At 71.2% G+C, this 22,696-nt stretch carries 10 protein-coding genes; 7 read left to right on the top strand and 3 right to left on the bottom strand.

Annotated elements, in window-relative coordinates:
- Window positions 1-236: 236 nt before the first annotated feature.
- Both hemF and D0Y53_RS12225 read right to left on the bottom strand, forming a co-directional pair.
- Window positions 237-1,148, bottom strand: a complete 912-nt coding sequence (gene hemF, locus D0Y53_RS12220) for an oxygen-dependent coproporphyrinogen oxidase (RefSeq protein ID WP_117203605.1) — start codon at window positions 1,146-1,148, stop codon at window positions 237-239.
- Between the two features lie 149 nt (window positions 1,149-1,297).
- Window positions 1,298-3,706 (bottom strand): S9 family peptidase, encoded by a 2,409-nt coding sequence (locus tag D0Y53_RS12225; RefSeq protein ID WP_199492063.1) that lies wholly within the window; start codon window positions 3,704-3,706, stop codon window positions 1,298-1,300.
- Between the two features lie 466 nt (window positions 3,707-4,172).
- On the opposite strand from D0Y53_RS12225, the gene D0Y53_RS12230 reads away from it, so the two are divergent.
- Together D0Y53_RS12230 and D0Y53_RS12235 are read left to right on the top strand one after the other, a co-directional pair.
- Window positions 4,173-4,445: a YcgL domain-containing protein gene (locus D0Y53_RS12230; protein ID WP_117203606.1), complete on the top strand. Its 273-nt coding sequence runs from the start codon at window positions 4,173-4,175 to the stop codon at window positions 4,443-4,445.
- Window positions 4,438-7,710, top strand: a complete 3,273-nt coding sequence (locus D0Y53_RS12235; protein ID WP_117203607.1) for an ankyrin repeat domain-containing protein — start codon at window positions 4,438-4,440, stop codon at window positions 7,708-7,710. The genes D0Y53_RS12230 and D0Y53_RS12235 overlap by 8 nt, the downstream gene beginning before the upstream one ends.
- A 920-nt stretch (window positions 7,711-8,630) precedes the next feature.
- Here the strand turns inward: D0Y53_RS12235 and D0Y53_RS12240 are convergent.
- Window positions 8,631-10,466 (bottom strand): monovalent cation:proton antiporter-2 (CPA2) family protein, encoded by a 1,836-nt coding sequence (locus D0Y53_RS12240; RefSeq protein ID WP_117203608.1) that lies wholly within the window; start codon window positions 10,464-10,466, stop codon window positions 8,631-8,633.
- A 580-nt stretch (window positions 10,467-11,046) separates the two neighbouring features.
- On the opposite strand from D0Y53_RS12240, the gene D0Y53_RS12245 reads away from it, so the two are divergent.
- The 5 genes from D0Y53_RS12245 (at window position 11,047) to D0Y53_RS12265 (ending at window position 22,353) form a co-directional block, all read left to right on the top strand.
- The gene (locus D0Y53_RS12245) at window positions 11,047-18,132 is read left to right on the top strand and encodes a hypothetical protein (RefSeq protein WP_117203609.1); all 7,086 of its coding nucleotides are present in this window, start codon (window positions 11,047-11,049) and stop codon (window positions 18,130-18,132) included.
- Between the two features lie 164 nt (window positions 18,133-18,296).
- Window positions 18,297-19,535 carry a TIGR03032 family protein gene (locus tag D0Y53_RS12250; RefSeq protein ID WP_233511780.1) on the top strand — a complete coding sequence of 413 codons (1,239 nt, stop codon included), beginning with the start codon at window positions 18,297-18,299 and terminating at the stop codon, window positions 19,533-19,535.
- 116 nt (window positions 19,536-19,651) lie between these two features.
- On the top strand, window positions 19,652-20,041 hold the full coding sequence (locus tag D0Y53_RS12255) for an EF-hand domain-containing protein (protein WP_158550654.1): 390 nt from the start codon (window positions 19,652-19,654) through the stop codon (window positions 20,039-20,041).
- A 17-nt stretch (window positions 20,042-20,058) separates the two neighbouring features.
- Window positions 20,059-20,592, top strand: a complete 534-nt coding sequence (locus D0Y53_RS12260; protein WP_117203611.1) for a hypothetical protein — start codon at window positions 20,059-20,061, stop codon at window positions 20,590-20,592.
- A 138-nt stretch (window positions 20,593-20,730) separates the two neighbouring features.
- On the top strand, window positions 20,731-22,353 hold the full coding sequence (locus D0Y53_RS12265) for a M4 family metallopeptidase (protein ID WP_117203612.1): 1,623 nt from the start codon (window positions 20,731-20,733) through the stop codon (window positions 22,351-22,353).
- Window positions 22,354-22,696: the final 343 nt, after the last annotated feature.

Raw genomic sequence — 22,696 nt, forward strand, 5'->3', positions numbered from 1 at the left:
GGCCCGGCCTGTGCGGGACCGTCGGCGGCATGGATGCCGCCGAGGAGCCTACAGGGATGTATTCACGGCGTGTCCCGCACAGGCCGGGCCGCCGGCTTCTCCTGCAGAGGCTCTCGCGCTTGAAACATGTATCCCCGGCGTGTCCCCACAGGCCGGGCCACCGGCTTCCCCCGCAAAAGCTTCCGCGCTTGGGGATGGATTCACGACATGTCCCGCACAGGCCGGGCCGCGCGCGCCTACGACAATTCGGCGAGCCAGTCGCGCGGGCGCAGGTAGTCGGCCAGCCGCGCCTCCGTGCTGCCGGGGGCGGGCGCGTAGCCGTATTCCCAGCGCGCCCGCGGCGGCAGGCTCATCAGGATCGACTCGGCGCGACCGCCGGACTGCAGCCCAAAGAGGGTGCCGCGGTCGTAGACCAGGTTGAACTCGACGTAGCGGCCGCGGCGGTAGAGCTGGAACTCGCGCTCGCGCTCGCCCCAGGGCGTGGCCTTGCGGCGCGCGACCAGCGGCAGGTAGGCGTCGAGGAATCCGTGGCCGACCGCGCGCAGGTAGCCGAAGTCGGCCTCGAAATCGGTGCCCAGGTCGTCGAAGAACAGGCCGCCGACGCCGCGGGTCTCGTTGCGGTGCTTGAGGAAGAAATATTCGTCGCACCAGCGCTTGTGGTCGGCATAGCGCGCCTGGCCGCCGAAGGGTTCGCACAGGGCGCGCGCGGTGCGGTGCCAGTGCGCCACGTCCTCGTCGAACGGATAGAACGGGGTCAGGTCGAAGCCGCCGCCGAACCACCAGGCCACGGTCCGGCCGTCGCGCTGCGCGGTGAAGTGGCGCACGTTGGCGTGGGTGGTGGGCAGGTACGGGTTGCGTGGATGGAACACCAGCGACACCCCCACCGCGCGCCAGGAGGCGCCGGCCAGTTCCGGCCGCGCGGCGGTCGCCGAGGGCGGCAACGTCGTGCCCGACACGTCGGAAAACCCGATCCCGGCCTGCTCGAACACCGCGCCCTCGCGCAGCACCCGGGTGCGGCCGCCGCCGCCTTCGGCGCGCGTCCAGCGGTCCTCTGCGAAGCGCGCGCCGCCGTCGGCGGCCTCGATCGCCGCGCAGATGCGGTCCTGCAGGTCGGTGAGGTAGTCGCGGACGCGGTCGAAGTCGGTCATGCGCGCATTGTAAGGGGCGCGGCGGCGATCGCCCGCGCGCGATCCGGGACCGGATTGACGCAGGTCAGTCGCGGCGCAGATCGGGTGACACGCTGGCGTTGGACCCGCGGGAAAAGCCCGCGAGCCATGGCCTGGCGCCGCAGCCCGCCCTATTTCAGGGTCGCCTCGAACAACTCGAGGATCCGCCGGTACTCGTCGTACCAGGCGTCGGCGTGGACGAAGCCGTGGCGCTCCAGCGGGTAGGGCGCGATCGACCACTTGTCCTTGCGCAGCTCGATCAGCTTCTGCACCAGGTTCACCGAGTCCTTGAAGAACACGTTGTCGTCGATCATGCCGTGCGCGATCAGCAGGTGGTCCTGCAGCCCGGCGGCATATTCGATCGGCGAGGAGCGCAGGTAGGCGTCGGGGTCGATGTCCGGGGTGTTGAGGATGTTGGACGTGTACTCGTGGTTGTACTGGGTCCAGTCCGCCACCGGGCGCAGCGCGGCGCCGGCCTTGAACGTGCCGGGTTCGCGGAACAGCGCCATGAAGGTCAAAAAGCCGCCGTAGCTGCCGCCGTAGATGCCGGCGCGGTCGCGGTCGCCCTGCTTGTTGGCGACCAGCCAGTCGAGGCCGTCGAGGTAGTCCTCCAGCTCCAGGTGGCCCATGTTGCGGTAGATCGCGGTGCGCCAGTCGCGGCCGTAGCCCTCGCTGCCGCGGTAGTCCAGGTCCAGTACCAGGTAGCCGCGGCGCACCAGCATGTTGTGGAACATCTGCTCGCGGAAGTAGTTGGGATAGCGCGCGCTGACGTTCTGAAGGTAGCCGGCGCCGTGCACGAACAGCACCACCGGATACTTGCGCCCGGGTTCCAGCGTCGCCGGGCCGTAGAACTTACCCCAGATGCTGCCGGCGCCGTGGCGGCTGGGTACCTGCACGGTCTGCGGCGCGATCCAGTCGATCGCCTTGAACGCCGACGTGCGGGTGTCGGTGAGCGGGCGTGCGGCGCCGCCGTCGGCAGCCACCACCGCCAGCTGCGGCGGCAGATAGGCGGCCGAATGCCGCAGCAGCAGGCGGCTGCCGTCGGGCGAGAGCGCGAAGCTCTCGACCCCGTCCAGCGCCGTCAGCTCGCGCACCGCGCCGCCGTCGGCCGCCACCGCGCAGACCTCGTAGTCGCCGGGGCGGGTGCGGTTGCAGAGGAAATAAAAGCTGCGGCCGTCGGCGGCCAGCTGCGGCGCCGACACCTCCCAGCGGCCGGCGGTCAGCTGCCGCGGGCCGGCGCCGGCGCGGACGGTGTCCAGCAGGTAGAGGTGGGACCAGCCGGATTCCTCCGACAGGTACCACAGCGTGCGCCCGTCGCCCATCCAGCCGAAATCGTTGAAGTTCCAGTTGATCCAGGCGGCGTCGTGCAGGCGGTGGCGCACCTGCAGCGTGGCCTGCGCGGCCTCCGTGGCGGCGGGCGACAGCGTCGCCAGCCAGCGGTCCTTGTTGTCGACCGCGCGCAGCAGCAGCGCGACGTTGCGCGAGTCGGCCGACCAGTGGATCGCCGGGGCGCTGCCGTCGCCGTCGGTCTCCACCCGCACCGCGCGCGCGCCTTGCAGCGGCGGCTTGCCCGCGGCCTTGCGCAGCGCGGCGAGCGGGTCGTCGCCGATCCCGGGCAGCGCGGCGAACGACAGCTGGCGGGCGCTGCCGGTGGCGACCTCGACCAGCCACAGCGTGTGCGGCGGCGGCGGGTTGCGGCCGACGCGGGTGTGCGCCTCCTCGAATTCCTCGTAACCCGATTCGGTCACGTACTTCGGCAGCTTGCCGGCCCGGCCCGCGTCCGCGTCTTTGGCGGCGGTCACCACCAGCAGCCAGCGGCCGTCGGGCGAGAGCGCGCTGTCGACGATGGCGACGTCGTCGCCCAGGTACGCCGGCGGCGGCGCACGGCTCGGGTCGGCGGCGCGCCAGGCCTCGGCCTGCGCGCGCGCGGCCTCGCGTCGGGCGCGGTCCGTGCGCAGGGTGTCGAGCAGGCGCAGCTGGCGCGCGCGCAGGTCGTCGTCGGCGGGCGCGGCGTCCGGCGCCGGTTCGGCCTTGACCAGTGCTGCCTGCGTCACGCCGCCGTGGCCGTCCCAGCGGTACCAGGCGTTGCCCACGCGCCAGACCAGGCCGCCGTCGTCGCTCCATTGCGGCCGCGCTTCCTCGTCGTGGCTGCGGGTGAGCTGGGTCAGCGCGCCGCTGCGCAGGTCGCGCACGAACACGTCGCCGTTGCGGATAAAGGCCATGCGCGCGCGCGCCGCGTCGTAGACGGGCGCGGCCGCATCCAGGTCGGCGCGCGCGGCGCCGTCGACGCGGCTGGCGGCACCGCCGTCGGCCGGTTGCTGCCAGATGTCGCGGAAAGTGGCGCCATCGCGCTTGCGCTGGTACTGCACGTGGCGGCCGTCCCAGGCCCACCAGGCATCCTCGACCGGCGACCCGATCCAGTCGGGATCGGCCATCGCCTGTGCCAGGGTCGGCGCGGCGGCGGGTGGCGCCTGGGCGGCGGCCGGGGTGCCGGTGGCGCAGGCGAGCAGCAGGACGACGATCGGCAGCAGGTGATGCACGGCAAGGGTTCCCCGGTGGCGGCGCCGGCGCAGGGTAGCAGTCCGCTGCGGCTGCGGCCCGGGACGAAGGTCATCGGCAATGGCGGCGCGTGACGGCCATCGGACGGCCCGTCGCGATCGCCTTCACGCGGCGCTGCCCGCGCTCCGGCGCCACGGCTGCCGACGCCGGGGCTGGAGGCCTTCGACACCGGCACGGATCTCCGGCGCGGCTTCGTCGTCTCCCGCCGCGCCTGCTCGCGACCGTCGGCATCGGCCCGACCGCCGGCTCGGCCGCATCGAGTGGCGCGCCGCGCCCCCGTGTCGCGCGTGTTCAGCGGCGCGCTCGCCGCCGTGAGGCAGCGCATCGATGCCGCGCGCGGGTCGTGCGCGCAGCGCGCCGGGCCCCGGCGTGTTCGCGCTCGCAATGCCTGCGGGTATGCTGTGCGATACGCCCCGTGGCGCCGCATCGTTCCCCCGCCAGCCGCCCATGCAAGCCTACGTCTACAAGAGCCTTCGCAAGGACGACACCTATGTCTTCCTGGCCGCGCGCGACGATTTCGCGCGTCTGCCCGAGCCGCTGCGCACGCAGCTGGGCGGGTTGCGGTTCGTGCTCGAGGTGGCGCTGACGCCGCAGCGCACGCTGGCGCGCGAAGACCCGGCGACGGTGCGCGAGCATCTGCTGCAGCGCGGCTTCCACCTGCAATTCCCGCCCGCCGGCGCGGCCGATCCGATGACCGCGGACTGGGGCACCGATGCCTGACGCACGCGACCGGGGCGTGTCGCTGGCCGCACTCGCGGCCGGCGTCGCGCTCACCGCGCTCGCCGGCGGCGGCGGCGCGTTCGCGCTCGGCGCGGTCCTGGCGCAACCGGCCTTCGCGCTGGCGGTGTCGCGCTGGCGCGGCGGCGCCGGCGCCTGGTGGCGTACCGCGCTGGCGCTCGCCGGCCTGTGGGGCCTGACCGCGCTGCTGTGCGCGGTGGTGCTGGCGTGGCCGTTGTCGGCGTTGCGCGACAGTGGCTCGCTGGCGGCGACGCTGGCCCTGAGTCTGGTGATCGGCCTGCTGTTGCTGGCGGCGTGGCGGCTGTGGCCGTTGTGGCACGGCGTCGAATGCGACGGAGCGCCGCTGGCGCGGCACTGGCAGGCGCTGGCCACGTTCGATGCGGGCGTCTGGCGCGGACTGGGCGTGGCCGCCAGCGTGGTCGGGCTGGCGACGCTGCCGTTGCTGCTGGCGTGGCCGGACCTGCTGGGCAGCGACGCGCGCTGGGCGCTGGCCGCGGCCGGTGCCATGTTCGCGCCGGTGCTGCACTGGTCGCTGCAGCGCACCGCCCCTGCCGATGCGCTGACCGATGTGCCGGCGGATGCCGGATTCGATCCCGGCGCGGATGCCGCGGACGAGCCGCTGACGGCCGTCGACGAACCGCTGGAAGCCGCGCTGTACGAGGCCGCACGCAACGGCCGGGTCGACCGCGCGTTGGCCCTGCTCGACGCCGGCGCCGATCCGCACGCGCCGCCGCCGGACGCCGAGCGCGACCAGCGCAGCCTGCCGGTGCTGGCCGCGGTGCTGCCGGATCTGCGCCTGCTGCGCGCGCTGATCGCCTGCGGCATCGACCTCAACGCCGCGCATGTCGGGATGACGCCGTTGCTGGCGGCCACCCGCGACAGCTGGCACGGCCGTCCCGAGGCGGTGATGACCCTGCTCGCCAACGGCGCCGACCCGCGCGTGGCCGACAATGACGGCAACACCCCGCTGCACCACGCCGCGCGCAGTTCCGATCCCGGTGTCGCCGCGCTGCTGCGCGACGCCGCGGCCGAGCTGGAGGCGCGCAACCACGACGGCCTGACGCCGCTGGGCGTCGCCTGCGCCGCCGGCAACTGGCGCCTGGCGCGGTTCCTGCTGGAGCGCGGCGCCCGCGCGCAGGCCGAGGGCGCCACCCCGGCGCTGCTGGCCGCCGCCGGCGTCGACGAGGACGATGCCGCCGGCGTGCAGTTGCTGCTCAAGCACAAGGCGCGGGTGGACGCGCGCGACGCGCACGGGCGCAGCGCGCTGCACGAGGCCGCGCTGGCCGGGCATGTCGAGGTGATCGCGGCGCTACTGGCCGCCGGTGCCGACGTGCAGGCGCGCGACGACCAGGGCCGCACGCCATTGCTGGAGGCCGCACGCGGTGCGCGCCTGCCGGCGCTGGAGGCGCTGGCCGCCGCCGCCGGCGCCGAAGTCGCCGCGCTCGATGCCCAGGGCCGCGGCGCGCTGGCGCTGGCCTGCGCTGCCGAAGCCCCGACCCCGGCGCTGGTGCGGCGGCTGCTGGAACTGGGCGCCGATCCGGAACTGGCCGATCGCAGCGGCAAGCGCGCGGTCGAACACGCCGCGCAGGCCGGGCGCTGGACGCTGGTCGCGGTGCTGGATCCCGGTTATCCGCTGCCCGCGGCCGTGATCGAGGACACCCCGAGCGCGCCGCCCCCGGACCGCGCGCCGCAGGCGTTGCTGGCCGAAGGCCTGCGCAGCGGCGCGTTCGCCGAGCTCGATGGCCTGGCGCGACTGTTGTCGCCGGCCGAACTCGGTGGCCTGCTGCTCGATGGCGCCGCGCCGCCGGCGCCGCAGCGCATCGAATGGCTGCTCGCGCATGGCGCCGACCCGGAAGTGCGCGCCGGCCTCGCCGACAACGCGCTGTTCGCGTTGCTGGCGCGTGGCCCGACGGCGCTGCCGGCGCTGCAGGTGCTGTTGCGGCATGGTGGCTCGCCCGCCGGCGCCGGCGGCCTGGCGCGTTTCCTCGGCGCCTGCGCGGCCGGCGACCAGGCTACGCGCGGCCTGGAACAATGCGCGCTGGATCTGCTGGAGCGCGGCGCCGATCCGTTCGCCGCCTCGCTGGCCGGCGACCCGCCGCTGGCGCTGGCGGTGCGGCTGGGCTGGTTGCGCCTGGTCGAACGCCTGATCGCGCACGGCGTCGACCTGGACGCGCGCGACAGTCACGGCATGAGCGCGCTGCACCTGGCCGCCGCGCTCGGCCGCGAGGCGGCATTGAAGCTGCTGGTCGCACGCGGCGCCGCGCCGGACCGGCGCGCGGCCGACGGGCAGACGCCGCTGGGCGTGGCGCTGTCGGCGGGCCGGCGCGACCTCGCCGACTGGCTCGACTGGCGCGGCTGGCCGCTGCCGGGACGCGCATTGCAGGCCAGCGATGTCCCGGCCGCGGCGATCGCCGGCGATGCCGACGCGGTGCGGCGCCTGCTCGACCTGGGGTTCGATGTCGACACCGTCGACGCGCAGGGCTGCACCGCACTGCTGCGCGCCGCCGGCGGCGGCCACCGCGCCACCGTCGACCTGCTGCTGGCGCGCGGCGCCGATCCGCAGCGCGCCGCGCACACCGGCGCCACCCCGTTGTCGGCCGCGGTCAGCATGCGCCATGGCGAGATCGTCGACCGCCTGCTGGCGGCCGGTGCCGGCCTCGAACAGCGCCTGCCGGGCGAAGTCACGGTGCTGATGCTGGCCGCCGCGCTCGGCCTGCCGGACCTGTGCGCGCGCCTGCTGCAGGCGGGTGCCAACGTCCATGCGGGCGACGCGCAAGGGCTGACGCCGCTGCATTGCGCCGCGCTGTTCGGCTTCACCGCGCGCGAGAAGCCGCGGCTGGTGGCGCTGTTCGATACCCTGCTGCTGGCCGGTGCGGAACCCGACGCGATCGCCGCCGGCGACGTCACCCCGCTGCTGCTGCTGCTGGGCGCGCGCGCCGAACCCGGCACCGCCTGCGACGAGGACGTGGTGCTGGCCGGGCTGGAGCGGCTGCTGGACGAGGACGTGGTGCTCGAGGTGCAGGATCCGCGCGGGTTCGGCCCGCTGCACCTGGCCGCGCTGCACGGCCTGCTGCGCATCACCCAGCGCCTGCTGCGCGCCGGCTGCGACCCGGACCTGCGCGACACGCTCAACCGCAGCCCGCGCGAGATCGCGGTGATGCGCGGCTTCGTCGATGTCGCCGGCGAGTACGCGCCGGCGACCGCCGGCGGCGTGTCGATGGCGCGGTTCCTGCACGAGCCGCGCTGAGCCTGCGCCGGCTTTCGCGCCCCGCCGTCGCCAGGTTCTTCTTCCAGCGCGGGGGAACCCTGCGGAAAGCCGGTGGTCCGGCCGTGGCGGACGCGCTCGTGAATGCATCCCCGGATGCGGAAATCTCTGCGGGGAAGCCGGCCGCCGCCCGACCTATGCGGACACGCCCGAATCCGCCCGATGCGGAAACCCGGTGTGGGAAGCCGGAGGCCTGGCCTGCGCCAACACGCCGTAAGTCCATCCTTCCAGTGCGGCAGCTTCTGCAGGGGAAGCCGGCGGCTCGGCCTGTGCGGGACACGCCGTGAAAACATACCTTCAAGCGCGGAAATTCTGCGGAAGAAGCCGCTGTGAATCCGTCTCCGAGCGCGGAAGCTTCCGTGGGGGAAGCCGGTGACCCGGCCTGTGGGGACACGCCGGGGATACATGTTTCAAGCGCGAGAGCCTCTGCAGGAGAAGCCGGTGGCCCGACCTGTGCGGGACACGCCGTGAATACATCCCTGTAGGCTCCTCGGCGGCATCCATGCCGCCGACGGTCCCGCACAGGCCGGGCCACCGGCTTCTGGCAAGTGAGTCGCGCTTGCAGAAAAAACCGGCCGAAGCGATGACCTCCAATCTCGCGAAGTCGCCGCCCGGCGGGCTGGGGGTGCGGAGAGTGGGCCATGGATGGCCCACGACCCGACTTAAAGACAGGATGTCGTCAGGAGGGCGCAGCACCCCCAGCCCGCCGGGCGGCGACTCCCTCCGAAGCCGAGCTCCCGAGAGCAGGCCATGGCGCGACGTCAGGCCAGGCATAGCCCGCGACCCGACTTAAGGACAGGTCAGGAGGGTGCAGCACCCCCAGCCCGTCGGGCGGCGACTCCGTCCGAAGCCGATCTCGCAAGGTCGGGCCATGACCGGATCAGGCCAAGGATGACCCGTGCTTACGAACCCTGCGGCTTCGCCGGGTCCGGGTCCTTGCGCTCGAGCATGCTGCCCAGCGTGCCCTCGCCGCGATCGGCGGCGAACAACTGTTCCAGTTCGCGCCGTGCCTCCTGCGAGGTCTGGATCAGCGCCGCCTCGTCGTCGTGGATCAGGTGCTGGGCCACCAGCAGCTTTTCGTCGTGCTCGCGGAAGCGCTCGGCGCGGTCGGCGGCGACTGCGTCGGATGCGCCCAGCGCCACCAGCACGCGCTCGCCCAGTTTCAGGCTGGAGTGGAAGGTCTCGCGCACCGCCTGCGCGCCCAGGTCCATCAACTCCCATGCATGGCGGCGGTTGCGTGCGCGCGCGAACACCTGCGCCTGCGGATACAGCCGGCGGATCACGCGCACGGTGTCCAGGTTGGACTGCACATCGTCGATCGCCACCACGAACACGCGCACGTGGCTGCCGCCGGCCGCCTGCAGCAGGCCGGCCTGCGCCGGATCGCCGTAATGGATGGGGTTGCCGAAACGGCGCATGAAATCCACCTGCTCGGGGCTGTGCTCGATCGCCACGAAACGCGTGCCCTGCGCCGCCAGCAGCCGCGCGACGATCTGGCCGAAACGGCCGAAACCGGCGATCAGCACCTGCGGATGCTCGTCGCGGATCGCGTCGAACGGACGCGCCGGCTTGCGCCGGCCGGTGTCCGGCAGCAGCCGCGTCATCGCGATCAGCAGCAGCGGCGTCACCGCCATCGACAGACCGACGATCGCCACCAGCCGCCCGCGCAACTCCGGCGACAGCAGCCCGGCTTTCTGCGCCTCGCCGAACACCACGAACGCGAACTCGCCGCCCAGCGCCAGCACGCTGCCCAGCAGCAGCGCCTCGCGCATGTCGAGCCGGCCGGGGCGCAAGCCGAGCGCGAACAGGATCGCGAACTTCACCAGCAGCAACCCCGCCACGCAGGCCAGGATCAGCAGCGGCTCGGCCAGCACCCGGCTGAGATCGATGCTCATGCCCACGGCCATGAAGAACAGGCCCAGCAGCAGGCCTTCGAACGGCTGGATCTGCGCTTCCAGCTCGTGCCGGAATTCCGAATCGGCCAGCAGCGCGCCGGCCAGGAACGCGCCCAGGCCCATGCTCAGCCCTGCCAGCTGCATCAGCCAGGCGCTGCCCAGCACCACCAGCAACGCGGTCGCGGTGAACACCTCCGGCATCCGCGTGCGCGCGACGATGCCGAATACGTGCCGCAGCAGCACCCGACCCCCCAGCACCAGCGCAGCGATCGCCGCGACCGCCTTGAGCACCGCCCACCAGGTCGGCTGCGCCGCGGCGTCCGCCGCCCCGTGCCCCAACAGCGGGATTACCGCCAGCAGCGGGATCGCTGCCAGGTCCTGGAACAGCAGGATCGCGAACGCCAGCCGCCCGTAGTCGCTGGTCAGCGCCTTGCGCTCGGCCAGCAACTGCAGCCCGACCGCAGTGGAAGACAGCGCCAGTCCGAAGCCGACCACCAGCGCCGCGCGCCAGTCCAGCCCGAACCCGAGCGCCAGCGCGCCCAGCGCCAGCCCCGACAGCGCCACCTGCAGCCCGCCGACGCCGAACACCGGCCGCCGCATCACCCGCAAGCGCGCCGGCGACAGCTCCAGGCCGATCACGAACAGCAGCATCACCACGCCGATCTCGGCCGCCGCCAGCACCGGCGCCGCATTGCCCACCACGCCGATGCCGTACGGCCCCAGCACCACGCCGGCGGCGAGATAGCCCAGCACCGCGCCCAGCCCGAAGCGCTTGAACACCGGCACCGCGATCACCGCGGCCAGCAGGAACACCAGGGCCAGGTCCAGACCGCTGCCGTGCATGTCAGCCTCCGGGCTGGACGGGTGCCGGACGCCGCAGGCCGGTCGCGGCGTCGGCGCGGTGCCCGCGCGGCCGGTGCAGGTGGTCGCCGCAATGCGGGCGGTTCATCGCGTGTCCCCGGCCGATGCCGCGAGCATAGCGCAGCCATCCGCAGCGCCTGTGTCGTCGTTTGCGGTCGCCTGGCGAGCAGCTGCAGAAGGCACCTTGCCCACGCCTCCCGTGCGCGAGGTGGCTGCCACACACCATGCCAAGCCCGCATCGCCCGGTGCGGCCGGCTCGCGCAGCGGTTTGGCGGCAAACGCTGTTGCGGGGCAACAACGCCGCCGCCGCACCCGCGCCGCGCGGCCCCGAACGCTGGCCGTTCGTGGCGACAGCTGCCGCCCCAGGTCAGGAAATGACGGGTCGAGGACCGCGGGCCAAGGTGGCCCTAGGGCCGGCGCCTCCAACCTTCCATTCCCGTTCACATTCCGTATACACTCGGCGAGCGCGCGACATTTGTGACGCGTATCACACGGGAACCGCGACGCCTGCACAGGCGCGCGGGACTGCGTTTTTGGCGCAGGGAAACAGGGGAACACCGCAATGATCGGAAGCAACCGCAAGGCGGCCGGGACGAGCGCGCGCAAGGCACGGACGTACAAGATGGCGCCGGTGGCGCGCGCGGTGCGCGCGGCCCTGGCCGTCTCGGCCACGACCCTGGCGCTGACCGCCAGCGGCGCGGTGTTCGCGGCCGACACCCACGTCCACGTCCCCAGCGGCAATGCGGCCTTCTGGATCGGCGCGCAGCACGATACGGTCGCGCTGCCGGTGGTCGACCTCACCATCGTCGACGACCGCGCCGCGCCGAGCAGCGTGGTCGGCGTCGGCGCCATGCTCCCCGACGACCGCTGGGGTGGCGCGATCGGCAGCGCCGATACCGCCGGCTTCGCGTCGACCAGCAGCGGCGACATCGCCACCCTCGGCGCGGTCCAGAGCCTGACCGCGATCGGCGGATTGAGCCCGGGTCCAGGCGGGGTTTCCGGAGCCGACGATACGGTAGGTGTGTACGCAACTCCGTACGCTTTTGGCTGGGCGAACCCGATCACCGAAACCTCGACCACGGGCATTGCCGATGGCATTTTCGGTGCCGATGATCAGTTCATCTTCGTATACAGCGCTAGTGATCTCAGCATCACCGGCTATACCTGGGCGGCGGGGATTGAGGTCGAGGCCAGCGATTTCGCTCGCAATGTCGGTGTCAAAGGGGGCAGCATCACCGCCACCGCCACCGGCGACTACGGCCAGGCCTGGGGCGTTTATGCCGTCGGCGTCAACGACGTCGACGTCTACAACGACGGCACGATCAATGTGACCGCCAGCGGTTACGCCGGCACCGCCACCGGATTGTTCGCCTATTCCCCCGACGGCACCGCCAGCGCCGGCAACACCGGCAGCATCACCGCCACCGCCAGCGGCGACTACGGCCAGGCCTGGGGCATCTACGTGGCCGCCGACGACCTGGCCAGCGCCAGCAACGACAACTGGATCGGCGCCACTGCCACGGGCGCATACGGCGAGGCCATCGGCATTTCGGCGTACTCCGCCTACGGCGACGCCAGCATCGACAACCGCGGCAACGTGCGCGCGGAAGCCAACAACTACGGCACCGCCACCGGCGTTATCGGCCAGGCTTACGGCGACCTCACCCTGGGCAACAGCTTCTCCATCCAGGCCTATGCCTACTACGACGCGGTCGGCCTCGCCGGCAACGCCGGCGGCGACATCTCGGTCGACAACAGCGGCGATATCCGTGTGAGCAGCATGGAAACCGCTACCGGAATCCTCGTCGATGCCGTCGGCAACGCCAGCATCGATAGCGGCGGCGCGATCTACGCCGATGCCTTTTGGGACGACGCCAGGGGCATCGTCGGCTACGCCAGCGGCGACCTCGCGGTCGACAATTCGGGCCTGGTCGTGGCGTCTTCCAATGGCGGTTATGCCACGGGCATCCTGGCTTATGCCAGCGGTGACGTCGACGTCGGCAACACGGGTGTGGTCGATGCAAACACGTGGAGCGACGACGCCATCGGCATCTTCGGCGCCGCGGAAGGCAACACGACCATCGGCAACGACGGCGCGGTTTATGCCGAGTCCCACTACGGCGATGCCATCGGCGTGTTCGGCTACGCCGTGAACGGCAATGTCGCGCTGGACAACAGCGCCACGGGCTACGTCGACGCGTATTCCCGCGATGGCATGGCGATCGGCCTGTACGGCTATTCGCTCGGTGGCGACGTCAGCATCGTCAATGCCGGCGAGGTCAACGCGTATTCCTACTACGGTCTGGCCGACGGCATCTTCGCCTCCGGCACCAACGTGAGCGTCGGCAATAGCGGTCTGATCGACGCCTATGGCTACGATTGGGCCGCGGGCATCGAGGCCCAGGGCGACGACTCGGCGACGGTCGACAACGATGGCACCATCTATGTCTCGACCTACATGTATGGCGGCCAGGCCTTCGGCATCTACGCCACCGGCGGCGCCGGCGGCGTCGCGGTCGACAACGCCGGCGGCATTTACGTCGATGGCTTCTACGCCGACGGCATTTTCGTCGAGTCGGCCGGACCGGTCGCGATCGCCAACTCGGGCGACATCTACGCCGGCAGTTTCTATGGCAGCGCTCTGGCTACCGGCATCCAGGCCACGAGTACCGGCACCGGCAGCAACATCACGGTCGACAACAGCGGCAACATCGGTGCCTATGGTGAATTCGGCGCGACCGGCATCGAGGTGCTGGCCAACGACCCCGGCACCGGTAATGCTGCCAGCATCGTCAACTCCGGCACGATCTATGCCGGCCAGTACAACACGTACGGCTACGGCGCAGCCGGTGTCGTGGCCCAGGCCGACGGCGACGCCGGCATCGACAACAGCGGCTCGATCGAGGCGGTGTCCGGCGGCCTGGCCTACGGCGCGCTGGCGTTGTCGTTCGATGGCGACGCGACCGTCACCAATTCCGGCGACATCACCGCATACTCGACCAGGGACGACTATTACTTCGGTGCCTACGGCATTGTCGCGGCCTCGACCAACGGCGCTGCCCAGGTCGACAACAGCGGCAACGTGCTGGCCGTTTCCGATTACTACGGTGGCAATGTCGGCATCGGCGTGCAGGCCAGCGCCGGGACCGGCGCCACGGTGACCAACAGCGGCGCGATCACGGTCGACGCCTGGTACGCCTATGGCGTGTACGCCAGTGCCGGGCTGGGCGACGCCGTGGTCGCCAACACCGACACCGGCGTCATCGGCGTGAGCGGTCGCGGATTCGCCTTCGGCGTGCTCGACATCGCCACCGATGGCAATGCGCTGGTGGACAACGCCGGCACCATCGAGACCGAGGCCCTGGGCCAGTCGGTCGGCGTATTCGGTTTGAGCTACAACGGCGACGTCGCGGTCGACAACAGCGGCGAAATCTTCGCCTACAGCGTTTACGACACCGCGGTCGGCATCTTCGGCCGCGCCGACTACGGCGACGTGGCGGTGGACAACAGCGGCCTGATCGCCGGGTACTCCCACTACGGCGACGCCGCCGGCGTCCGCACCTTCGGCGCGACCACGAGTGTGATCAACACCGACGCGGTCTACGGGGTGTCCATCTACGGGGATGCCACCGGGATCGAGGCGGACGGCTACGCCGCGGCCACCATCGCCAACGAAGGCCTGGTCGGCGCGGTCAGCAAGTACGGTGACGCTGATGGCGTCTACGCCGCCAGCGGTGGCGACGTGACTGTCGATAACGGCGCCGACGGGCTGGTGGCGGCGTATGCCCCCGACGGCGTGGCGATCGGCGCCATGGCCGAGTCCTTCGGCGGCGACGCGACGCTCACCAATGCGGGCACCATTGGGGCGCTGGGTTACTACGTCGCCATCGGCGCCTATGCCGGCGCTAACGGCGACACACGGGTGGATAATTCCGGCACGATTTCCGCCATGGCGTACGGGTCTGCGGCAGGGGCCCAAACCGGCAGCTACGGCGGCGATGCCGCCGTGGTCAACAGCGGTTCGATCAGTGTTTATGCGTACGTGGGCACTGCGCTCGGCGTGAATGCCGACTCGTACCTCGGCAGCGTCAGCGTCACCAACACCGATACCGGGTCGATCGAGGCCGTGTCCGTATACGGCTACGCTTATGGCGTGTACGCCGTCGGCGGCGGCGACACGACGGTGGACAACGCCGGCACCATCTCGGCGCAGGGTTACGACGGCGCCATCGGCGTCTACGCCGCTGCCTACGGCTACGTCACCGCCACCAACAGCGGCAGCATCTCGGCCGTCTCGTACGGCACCGCTACCGGTCTCATCGGGATCGCCGACGATGGCGTCTCGCTGGGCAACGCCGCGTCCGGGACCGTCGTGGCCACCAGCGAAGACGCATCCGCCTACGGCCTGGCCGCCATTTCCTACCTCGGCGACATCGTCGTCGACAACGCAGGGGCGGTCCACGCGCAAGCCGACGATTCCGCCTTCGGCGTTTTTGCCGTCAGCGGATATGGCGACATCGGCGTCGCCAACAGCGGCGCGATCGCGGCCGAATCGACGAAATACGCGCACGGCATCAATGTCCGCAGCCAGTACGGTGCGGTGACGGTCGACAACGCCGGCACCGTTGCGGCGCTGGGCGAGGAGCGGGCCATCGGCATCTACGCCGCCGCCTACGGCGACGCCACGGTGGCCAACAGCGGCGACATCGCCGCCGATTCGCCGTACGGCGACGCGATCGGCATTCGCGCCTTCTCCTACGCGGGCGAGCTCCTGGTCGACAACAGCGGCGCCATCACCGTCTATTCGGCCGACGGCGCGGTACACGGCATCCAGGCCTATGCCGGCAATGGCGACGTCGGGGTGGACAACAGCGGCGCGATCGCGGTCGATACGCTCTACGGCGACGCAACCGGCATCACGGCCTACGCCGGCGCCGGGAACATCGGCATCGACAACAGCGGCAGCATCCTCGCCAACGCCGGTACCTACGGCGAGGCGTTGGGCATCGGGGTCTACGCCTACACCGGCGACATCGGCATCGACAACAGCGGCAGCATCGTCGCCGATGCGGAATACGACGACGCGACCGGCATCGATGCCAATGCCTATACCGGGGACATCGGCATCGGCAACGGCGGCAGCATCGCCGTCAGCTCGACGTACGACGACGCGACCGGGATCGAAGCCGAGGCCTACGCCGGCACCATCGACATCGGCAACAGCGGTAGCATCACCGCCAACTCGACATACGGCTGGGCGACCGGGATCCAAGGCCTGGCCTACGCCGGCGACGTCGCGCTGGGCAACGCGGCCTCCGGCACGATCGAGGCCTACAGCGCAGGCAGCCAGGCTGCGGGCATGCGCGCGTACTCCGGGTACGGCAGCGCCGTCATCGACAATGCCGGCGCGGTGTCCGCGCAGGGCTACGCCGCCGTCGGCCTGCAGGCGATGGGCGCGTACGGCAGCGTCGTCGACAACAGCGGCACGATCGCCAGCGACAGCGACTACCTCGCCATGGGCGCGATGGCCGTGGCCAAGTACGGCGACGCGCAGATCGCCAGCTCCGGCAGTGTCGCGGTCGCCGCCGGGGACGCGTACGGCCTGCTCGGCGTTGCACTCGATGGCGATGTCGACGTGGACAACTCGGGCAGCATCGAAGTCGCCGGCGGCGACAGCGCCATGGGCGCGATGGCCGTGTCCATGTACGGTTCCGTCAGTGTGACCAACAGCGGCTCGATCGTCGCCAGCGTGGACGCCGCCGGCGGCGACGTCGTCGGCATCGCCGTCAGCAGCTACGCCGGCCAGGCCGACATCGACAACAGCGGCACGATCGCTGCGACCGGCGTGGACTACGCGATGGGCGTGCAGATGTATGCGGCGCAGTCGACGCTGTACAACAGCGGCACGATCCAGACCTACGCGGCCAACGAAGGCCGGATCGCCGTGCTCGGCAGCGCCGGCATCGACCAGATCCTGAACACGGGCGACATCCACGGCGCAATCGTGACCGACGCCGGCGACGACCTGCTGGTCGGCTACGGCGGCGGCACCTGGCACGTGGACAACCACGCCAGCGACTTCGGCGCCGGCGACGACAGCATCTACAACCTTGCCGGCAGCACCATCCACCTGACCGATGGCGCCATCTATCTGGGCAGCAGTACCGCGGCGGGCAACATCTTCGACAACAGCGGCACCGTGCTGGTGTCCGGCGACGGCCTGATCGACATGGGTTCGGGGGTCGAAGCCGTGCCGCTGCTGCCGGGGCAGGTGCAGGCAATGGCCGCGCAGGCGTTCTCCACCGCTGCGGCGGTGCCTTCGCTCAACGCCGAGGCTTTCGTCAACGACGGCCTGATCGACTTCGTCGACGGCGCGCCGGACGACATGCTGACGATCGTCGGCGACTTCGCCGGCAGCGGCACGATCAGCCTGGACGTCAGCGTCCTCAACGGCAGCAGCGACGTGCTGTACGTGGACGGCAGCATCGTCGACGGCACGGCGCAGACGGTGGACGCGCACCTCGATGCCTTCCCGACTCTGGGCGGCACGCCGATCCCGTTCGCCTACGTCAGCGGCGACTCGGCCAGCGGCGCGTTCGTCGCCGGCCAGGTGCTGGGCGCGGGCGCCGACCCGAGCAACTTCCTCAGCCTGAGCCTCGTGGTCACCAGCCAGCTGGATGCGAGCAACGCCAGCGCCGACGTGTTCTCGTTCGGCGTAACCACCGCCGGCCTGAACGACACCGGTGTGCTGGCCGCCTCGATCGGCCCGGGTGCGCACAGCCTGATCAACAGCCAGATCGGCACCTGGCGCCAGCGGGTGGGCGTGATGCCGACCCTGGGCGACGACAGGGTCGGGCTGAGTCCGTGGATCCGCGTGTTCAGCGACAAGGGCGAGGTCGATCCGCAGCACTCGACCGACTTCGGCGACGCCGGCAACTTCCGTTTCGACCAGGACAACTGGGGCCGCGAGCTGGGCATCGACTTCACCGTCGGCAACGGCGTCCATTACGGCGTCCTGCTCGGCAAGTCCGACGGCAAGCAGCGCCTGCTCGACGGGGTCGGCTCCGACCGCATCGAGATGGATACCGCCGGCCTGTACGCGACCTGGATCGGCGCCCGCTTCTACGTCGATGCGTCCTACCGCTGGATGGACTTCGACGCCACCCTGGCGTCGGCGGCCGGCCGGCAGACCAGCAGCGGCAACGCCACCGCCTTCAACGTCGAGGCCGGCTGGACCGCGGCCAGCATCGGCGGCGTGGACGTGACGCCGCAGGCCCAGTACACCCGCAGCAGCATCGACAACATCGATGCGGTGCAGGGCGAGTCGGTCCAGTTCCAGCCCGACGGCGGCGTCTCCGAACGCGCCCGCCTGGGCGTGGCGTTCAGCAAGGCCTTCCAGTCCGGCAACGTGCTGTGGACCCCGTACGGCTCGGTCAACGCCGTGCGCGAGATCAAGGGCGACAACGCGTTCACCGTCGCCGACGACTTCCACGGCGCGACCCGCACGGAAGGCACCAGCGCCATGCTGGAGCTGGGGATGGGGGCACAGAAGGGCGGCGTCTCGGTCACCGGCGGCATCAACTGGACCGACGGCGGGGCGCTGAACAGCTTCTTCGGCGGCCAACTGGTGCTGCGCTACACCTGGTAACGCGGCCGCACCCGGCAGGCCCGCGGCCTGCCGGGTGGCCGACGCGCACACGGCGCTGGATGCGCGTGCGCAGGCACGGTACCTTCAAGGCCGGGACGGACCATCGGCCGCGGGCCGCCGGATCCGCGGTTGGCGCGCACGTGCGCAAGCAGTTGGAGTAGCGAGTGGCAACGAAGAAAAGCAGCGGCGACGCGCAGATCCAGGATGTCGGCGACAAGGCGCAACTGGAGACCGGGCTGGACGCGGTCACCGCGGACGCGCCGGCCGCGGCCGAGGTACCTGCAGCGGCCGACGCGCCTGCGGCCCCCGGCCACGCGCCGGCCGCCAAGCCGCCGGTCGACATCACCAAGATGCGGGTCGAGAAGACCTGTTCGCGCGGCCTCGCCGGCTGGCTCGCCGGCAACCGCATCTCGCTGGCGATCTCCTCCTACCAGACCGGCCGGGTGTACCTGGTCGGCAGCGACAAGCAGGGCCGGGTGTCGTTCTTCGAACGGATCTTCGAGCGCGCGATGGGCATCGTCGGCAACGCCCAGCGCATCTACCTGGGCGGGCTGTACCAGCTGTGGCGCTTCGAGAACGTGCTGCGCCCCAACGAGGTCATCCACGGCCGCTTCGACAAGTGCTACGTGCCGCGCAACGCGCAGACCATCGGCGACCTGGACATCCACGAGCTGGGCATCCGCAGCAACGGCAAGGTGGTGTTCGTCAACACCAAGTACTCGTGTCTGGCGGAACTGAGCCAGACCCACAGCTTCAAGGCGATCTGGAAGCCGCCGTTCATCAGCAAGCTGGCGCCGGAGGACCGCTGCCACCTCAACGGCCTGGCGATGGTCGAAGGCCGGCCCAAGTACGTCACCGCGGTATGCCGCAGCGACGCCGTCGACGGCTGGCGCGACCGCCGCCACGACGGCGGCGTGGTGATCGACGTGGAGACCGACGAGATCGTGTGCGAAGGCCTGTCGATGCCGCATTCGCCGCGCTGGGCCAACGGCAAGCTGTGGCTGCTCAACGCCGGCAGCGGCCACCTGGGCTGGGTCGACTTCGAAAAGAAGAAGTTCGTGCCGCTGGCGTTCTTCCCGGGCTTCCTGCGCGGGCTGTCGATCATCGGCAACGTCGCCGCGGTCGGGCTGTCGAAGCCGCGCAACAAGCGCTTCGAAGGGCTGCAACTGGACGCAGAGCTGAGCAAGCGCGACGCCGATCCGTGGTGCGGGGTGCAGATCGTGTCGCTGGTCAACGGCGATGTGCTGAACTGGATCCGGTTCGAGGGCGACATCACCGAGATCTTCGACATCAGCTTCCTGCCCAACGTGCGCAACCCGATGATGATCGGCCTGCGCACGCCGGAGATCCGCGACCTGATCACCTTCGAGTCCGCGCTGCAGACGGAGGCTGTCGCCTCGTGAAACACCGTACGCATGTTCTCGCCGTCGCCCTGGCGGCCGTGCTGGCCGCGCCTGCGGCTGGCGCACAAGCCGCGCAGGCTCAGCCGGCCGCGCGTGCCTCCGCGCCTGCGCCCCGCGTGCAGGCTGCACAGGGCCAGCCGGCCCCGGCACGCGCCGCCGCGCCTGCGCCCGCCCGGGTCGATGCGACCTTCGCCGCGTGGGACCTGGACCACAACGGCGCGCTGTCGCTGCAGGAGTTCACCGCCGGCTGGCACCGGCTGCGCCAGGCCGCGGCAGAGGAGCGCTTGCGCGCCCAGTTCCACGCCGTGGATGCCGATCGCAACGGCGCGATTGGCGCCGGCGAATACGGCCAGCTGCAGCTGGTCAAGGCGGCCGGCAAGTCGGCGCCGCCGCTGTCGGCGTTCGATGCCAACGGCAACCGGCAGCTGGAATTCGCCGAATACATGGCGCTGGTGCGCAAGCTGGCGGCCGTGCCGGCGCGCGAGCCCGCCGCCGCCACCCGTTGACCGGAGAACCGCATCCCGTGGCATTCGACATCACCCCGGTCTGGAAGCAGGTCACCCCCGAGCTGAAAACCGAATTGCTTGCGTTCTGGGAGCGCAACAACGCGCTCGGCAACGCGGCGCAGGCGGCGCAGCGCGCGGATCAGGCCGTATGCGTCAGCCGCGACGACAACGGCGAATTGTGCGGCGTCGGCACCGCGGTCGTGCGCGTGCTGCCACGGCTGCGACAGCCGATGTACTACTACCGCCAGTTCTTCGCCGAAGCCCAGCGCGGCCAGCGCCAGACCAAACCTTTCGCCATGCGGGCGAAGCAGGTCCTGCAGGAATACAACGCCGCACTGCCCGCGCCCGAGGCGCTGGGCTTGCTGGTGGAGCTGGAGAGCAAGCTGCTCGCCACGCACTACAAGCGCGCGCACGCACCGGAGATCGGCTTCACGTTCATCGGCTATTCGCCGCGCGGCCTGCAGTTGCACGTTTCGTACTTCGAAGGCGCGGTGCTGCTGCCGCCGGTGCCGCTGCGGCGGCGCGCGGGGGCGGGGGCGCGCCGTCACTAACCGCTGCCGTCAGCCGTCGCAGGGCGGGGCCGGGGAGGGCCCCGGGATCCGCGTTCGTTCCGCCAGGTCGTTGTCCGCAAGTGTTCGCCGCTCCGGCCCTGCCGGAGTCAACCGCCACGTCACCCAGGGGTTTTTCGCATGAAAGTCCAGTCCTGCCTGTTGAGCGCCGCCATCGTCGCCGCGCTCGCCGTGTCCTCCGCGCCGGCGCTGGCCGCCGGCAACGCCAAGGCCGGCGCCGTCGCCCGCGCCCACGGCCTGGTCGACGGCCCGGCCGCCCGCGCCGTGCGCCGCGCCGCCGCCGACGCGTTCGTCGCCGGCGATGTCGTGGTCGACGCCAACGGCACCGAGCATGTCCGTTTCAGCCGGACCTATCGCGGCCTGCCGGTCATCGGCGGCGACTTCGTGCTGCATTCGCGCCATGGCCAGGTCCGCGGCGTCAGCCAGACGCTGAAGACCAGCGCGCGTCCGGACCTCTCGCCGCGGGTCAGCCGCAGCCAGGCGATCGCCAAGGCCAGCGCCCGCTTCGGTCTCGCGACCAGCACCGCGCCCAGGGCGCGGCTGGTGGTCTACGCCCTGGGCGCCAGCCCGGTGCTGGCGCACGAGGTCATGCTGTCGGGCATCAAGGCCGACCAGACCCCGACCGACATGCGTTACTTCATCGACGCGCGCAACGGCCGGGTCCTGAACCAGTGGGATACGGTGCAGACCGCGAAGCCGGGCCCGGGCGGCAGCTGCACGCCGGCGGCGGCGGTGGGCACCGGCAAGACCCTGACCCTGGGCAATGTCGCCCTCGACACCGTCAAGTGCGGCACCCAGTACCAGATGAAGGATCTCGTCCGCGGCGGCGGTTACACCACCAACATGGCCAACCGCCAGATCGGCCTGGGCACGATCTTCGTCGATGCCGACAACAGCTGGGGCAACAACGCCCTCACCGACGCGGCGACGGTGGCCGCCGACGCCCACTACGGCGTGTCCCGGACCTGGGACTACTTCAAGAACGTCCACGGCCGCAACGGCATCGCCAACGACGGCCAGGGTGCGCTCAGCCGGGTCCATTACGGCCGCAAGTACGTCAATGCGTTCTGGTCGGACAGCTGCTTCTGCATGACCTTCGGCGACGGCGACAACGGCGTCACCTACAACCCGCTGGTCGCGCTGGACGTGGCCGGCCACGAGATGTCGCACGGCGTCACCAGCCGCAGCGCCGATCTGGTCTACAGCGGCGAGTCCGGCGGCCTCAACGAGGCCACCTCGGACATCTTCGGCACGATGGTCGAGTACTACGCCAACAACGCCAGCGATCCGGCCGACTACATGATCGGCGAGAACGTCTTCGCCCGTAACCCCGGCACCATGGCCCTGCGCTACATGTTCAAGCCGAGCCTGGACGGCGCTTCGCCGGACTGCTACAGCGGCGGCCTCGGCGGCCTCGACGTGCATTACAGCTCGGGCGTGGCCAATCACTTCTACTACCTGCTGGCCGAAGGCGCCGTGGTCCCCGCCGGCTTCGGCGCCGGTACCGCCGCCAACCTGACGCCCGGCGCGCTGGTCTGCAACGGCAACACCGCAATCGTCGGCATCGGCCGCGACGCCGCCGGCAAGATCTGGTACCGGGCGCTGACCACGTACATGACGTCGGGCACCAACTACGCGGGTGCGCGTGTCGCCACGCTGAGTGCGGCGACCGACCTGTTCGGCGCCGGATCGACGCAGTACAACGCGGTCGCGGCCGCGTGGAGCGCGGTCAGCGTCAACTGATCCCCGGCTCTTGCCGCGGCATCCAAGGGGCGCCCACGGGCGCCCCTTTTTTGCGTCCGGCGACAGGCGCCGCGTTGCGGGCGGAGGCTGCAGCGCCCGGCCATCCGCGCGCGCCGCGACCGCCTCCGTCCCGGGGCGACCGCAAACACGAGGGTCTTCTCCTGCGGGGAATGGCTTCGGACGCACGAGCCGTCCGGCAGGCGGGGTACTGCGCCTTCCTGACGACCTCCTGTCTTTTAGTCTGGGCGCGGGTGATGCTTGGCCTCGTGAGATCGGCTTCGGACGGAGTCGCCGCCCGGCGGGCTGGGGGTGCTGCGCCCTCCTGACGACCTCCTGTCTTTAA

The organism is Cognatiluteimonas weifangensis (assembly GCF_003416885.1).
GTDB lineage: Bacteria > Pseudomonadota > Gammaproteobacteria > Xanthomonadales > Xanthomonadaceae > Cognatiluteimonas > Cognatiluteimonas weifangensis.

What these genes read in the sequence shown, in the direction of transcription:
- hemF (WP_117203605.1), bottom strand. Translation starts at nt 1,148, where the DNA reads ATGACCGACTTCGACCGCGTCCGCGACTACCTCACCGACCTGCAGGAC.
- D0Y53_RS12230 (WP_117203606.1), top strand. Translation starts at nt 4,173, where the DNA reads ATGCAAGCCTACGTCTACAAGAGCCTTCGCAAGGACGACACCTATGTC.
- D0Y53_RS12235 (WP_117203607.1), top strand. Translation starts at nt 4,438, where the DNA reads ATGCCTGACGCACGCGACCGGGGCGTGTCGCTGGCCGCACTCGCGGCC.
- D0Y53_RS12240 (WP_117203608.1), bottom strand. Translation starts at nt 10,466, where the DNA reads ATGCACGGCAGCGGTCTGGACCTGGCCCTGGTGTTCCTGCTGGCCGCG.
- D0Y53_RS12245 (WP_117203609.1), top strand. Translation starts at nt 11,047, where the DNA reads ATGATCGGAAGCAACCGCAAGGCGGCCGGGACGAGCGCGCGCAAGGCA.
- D0Y53_RS12265 (WP_117203612.1), top strand. Translation starts at nt 20,731, where the DNA reads ATGAAAGTCCAGTCCTGCCTGTTGAGCGCCGCCATCGTCGCCGCGCTC.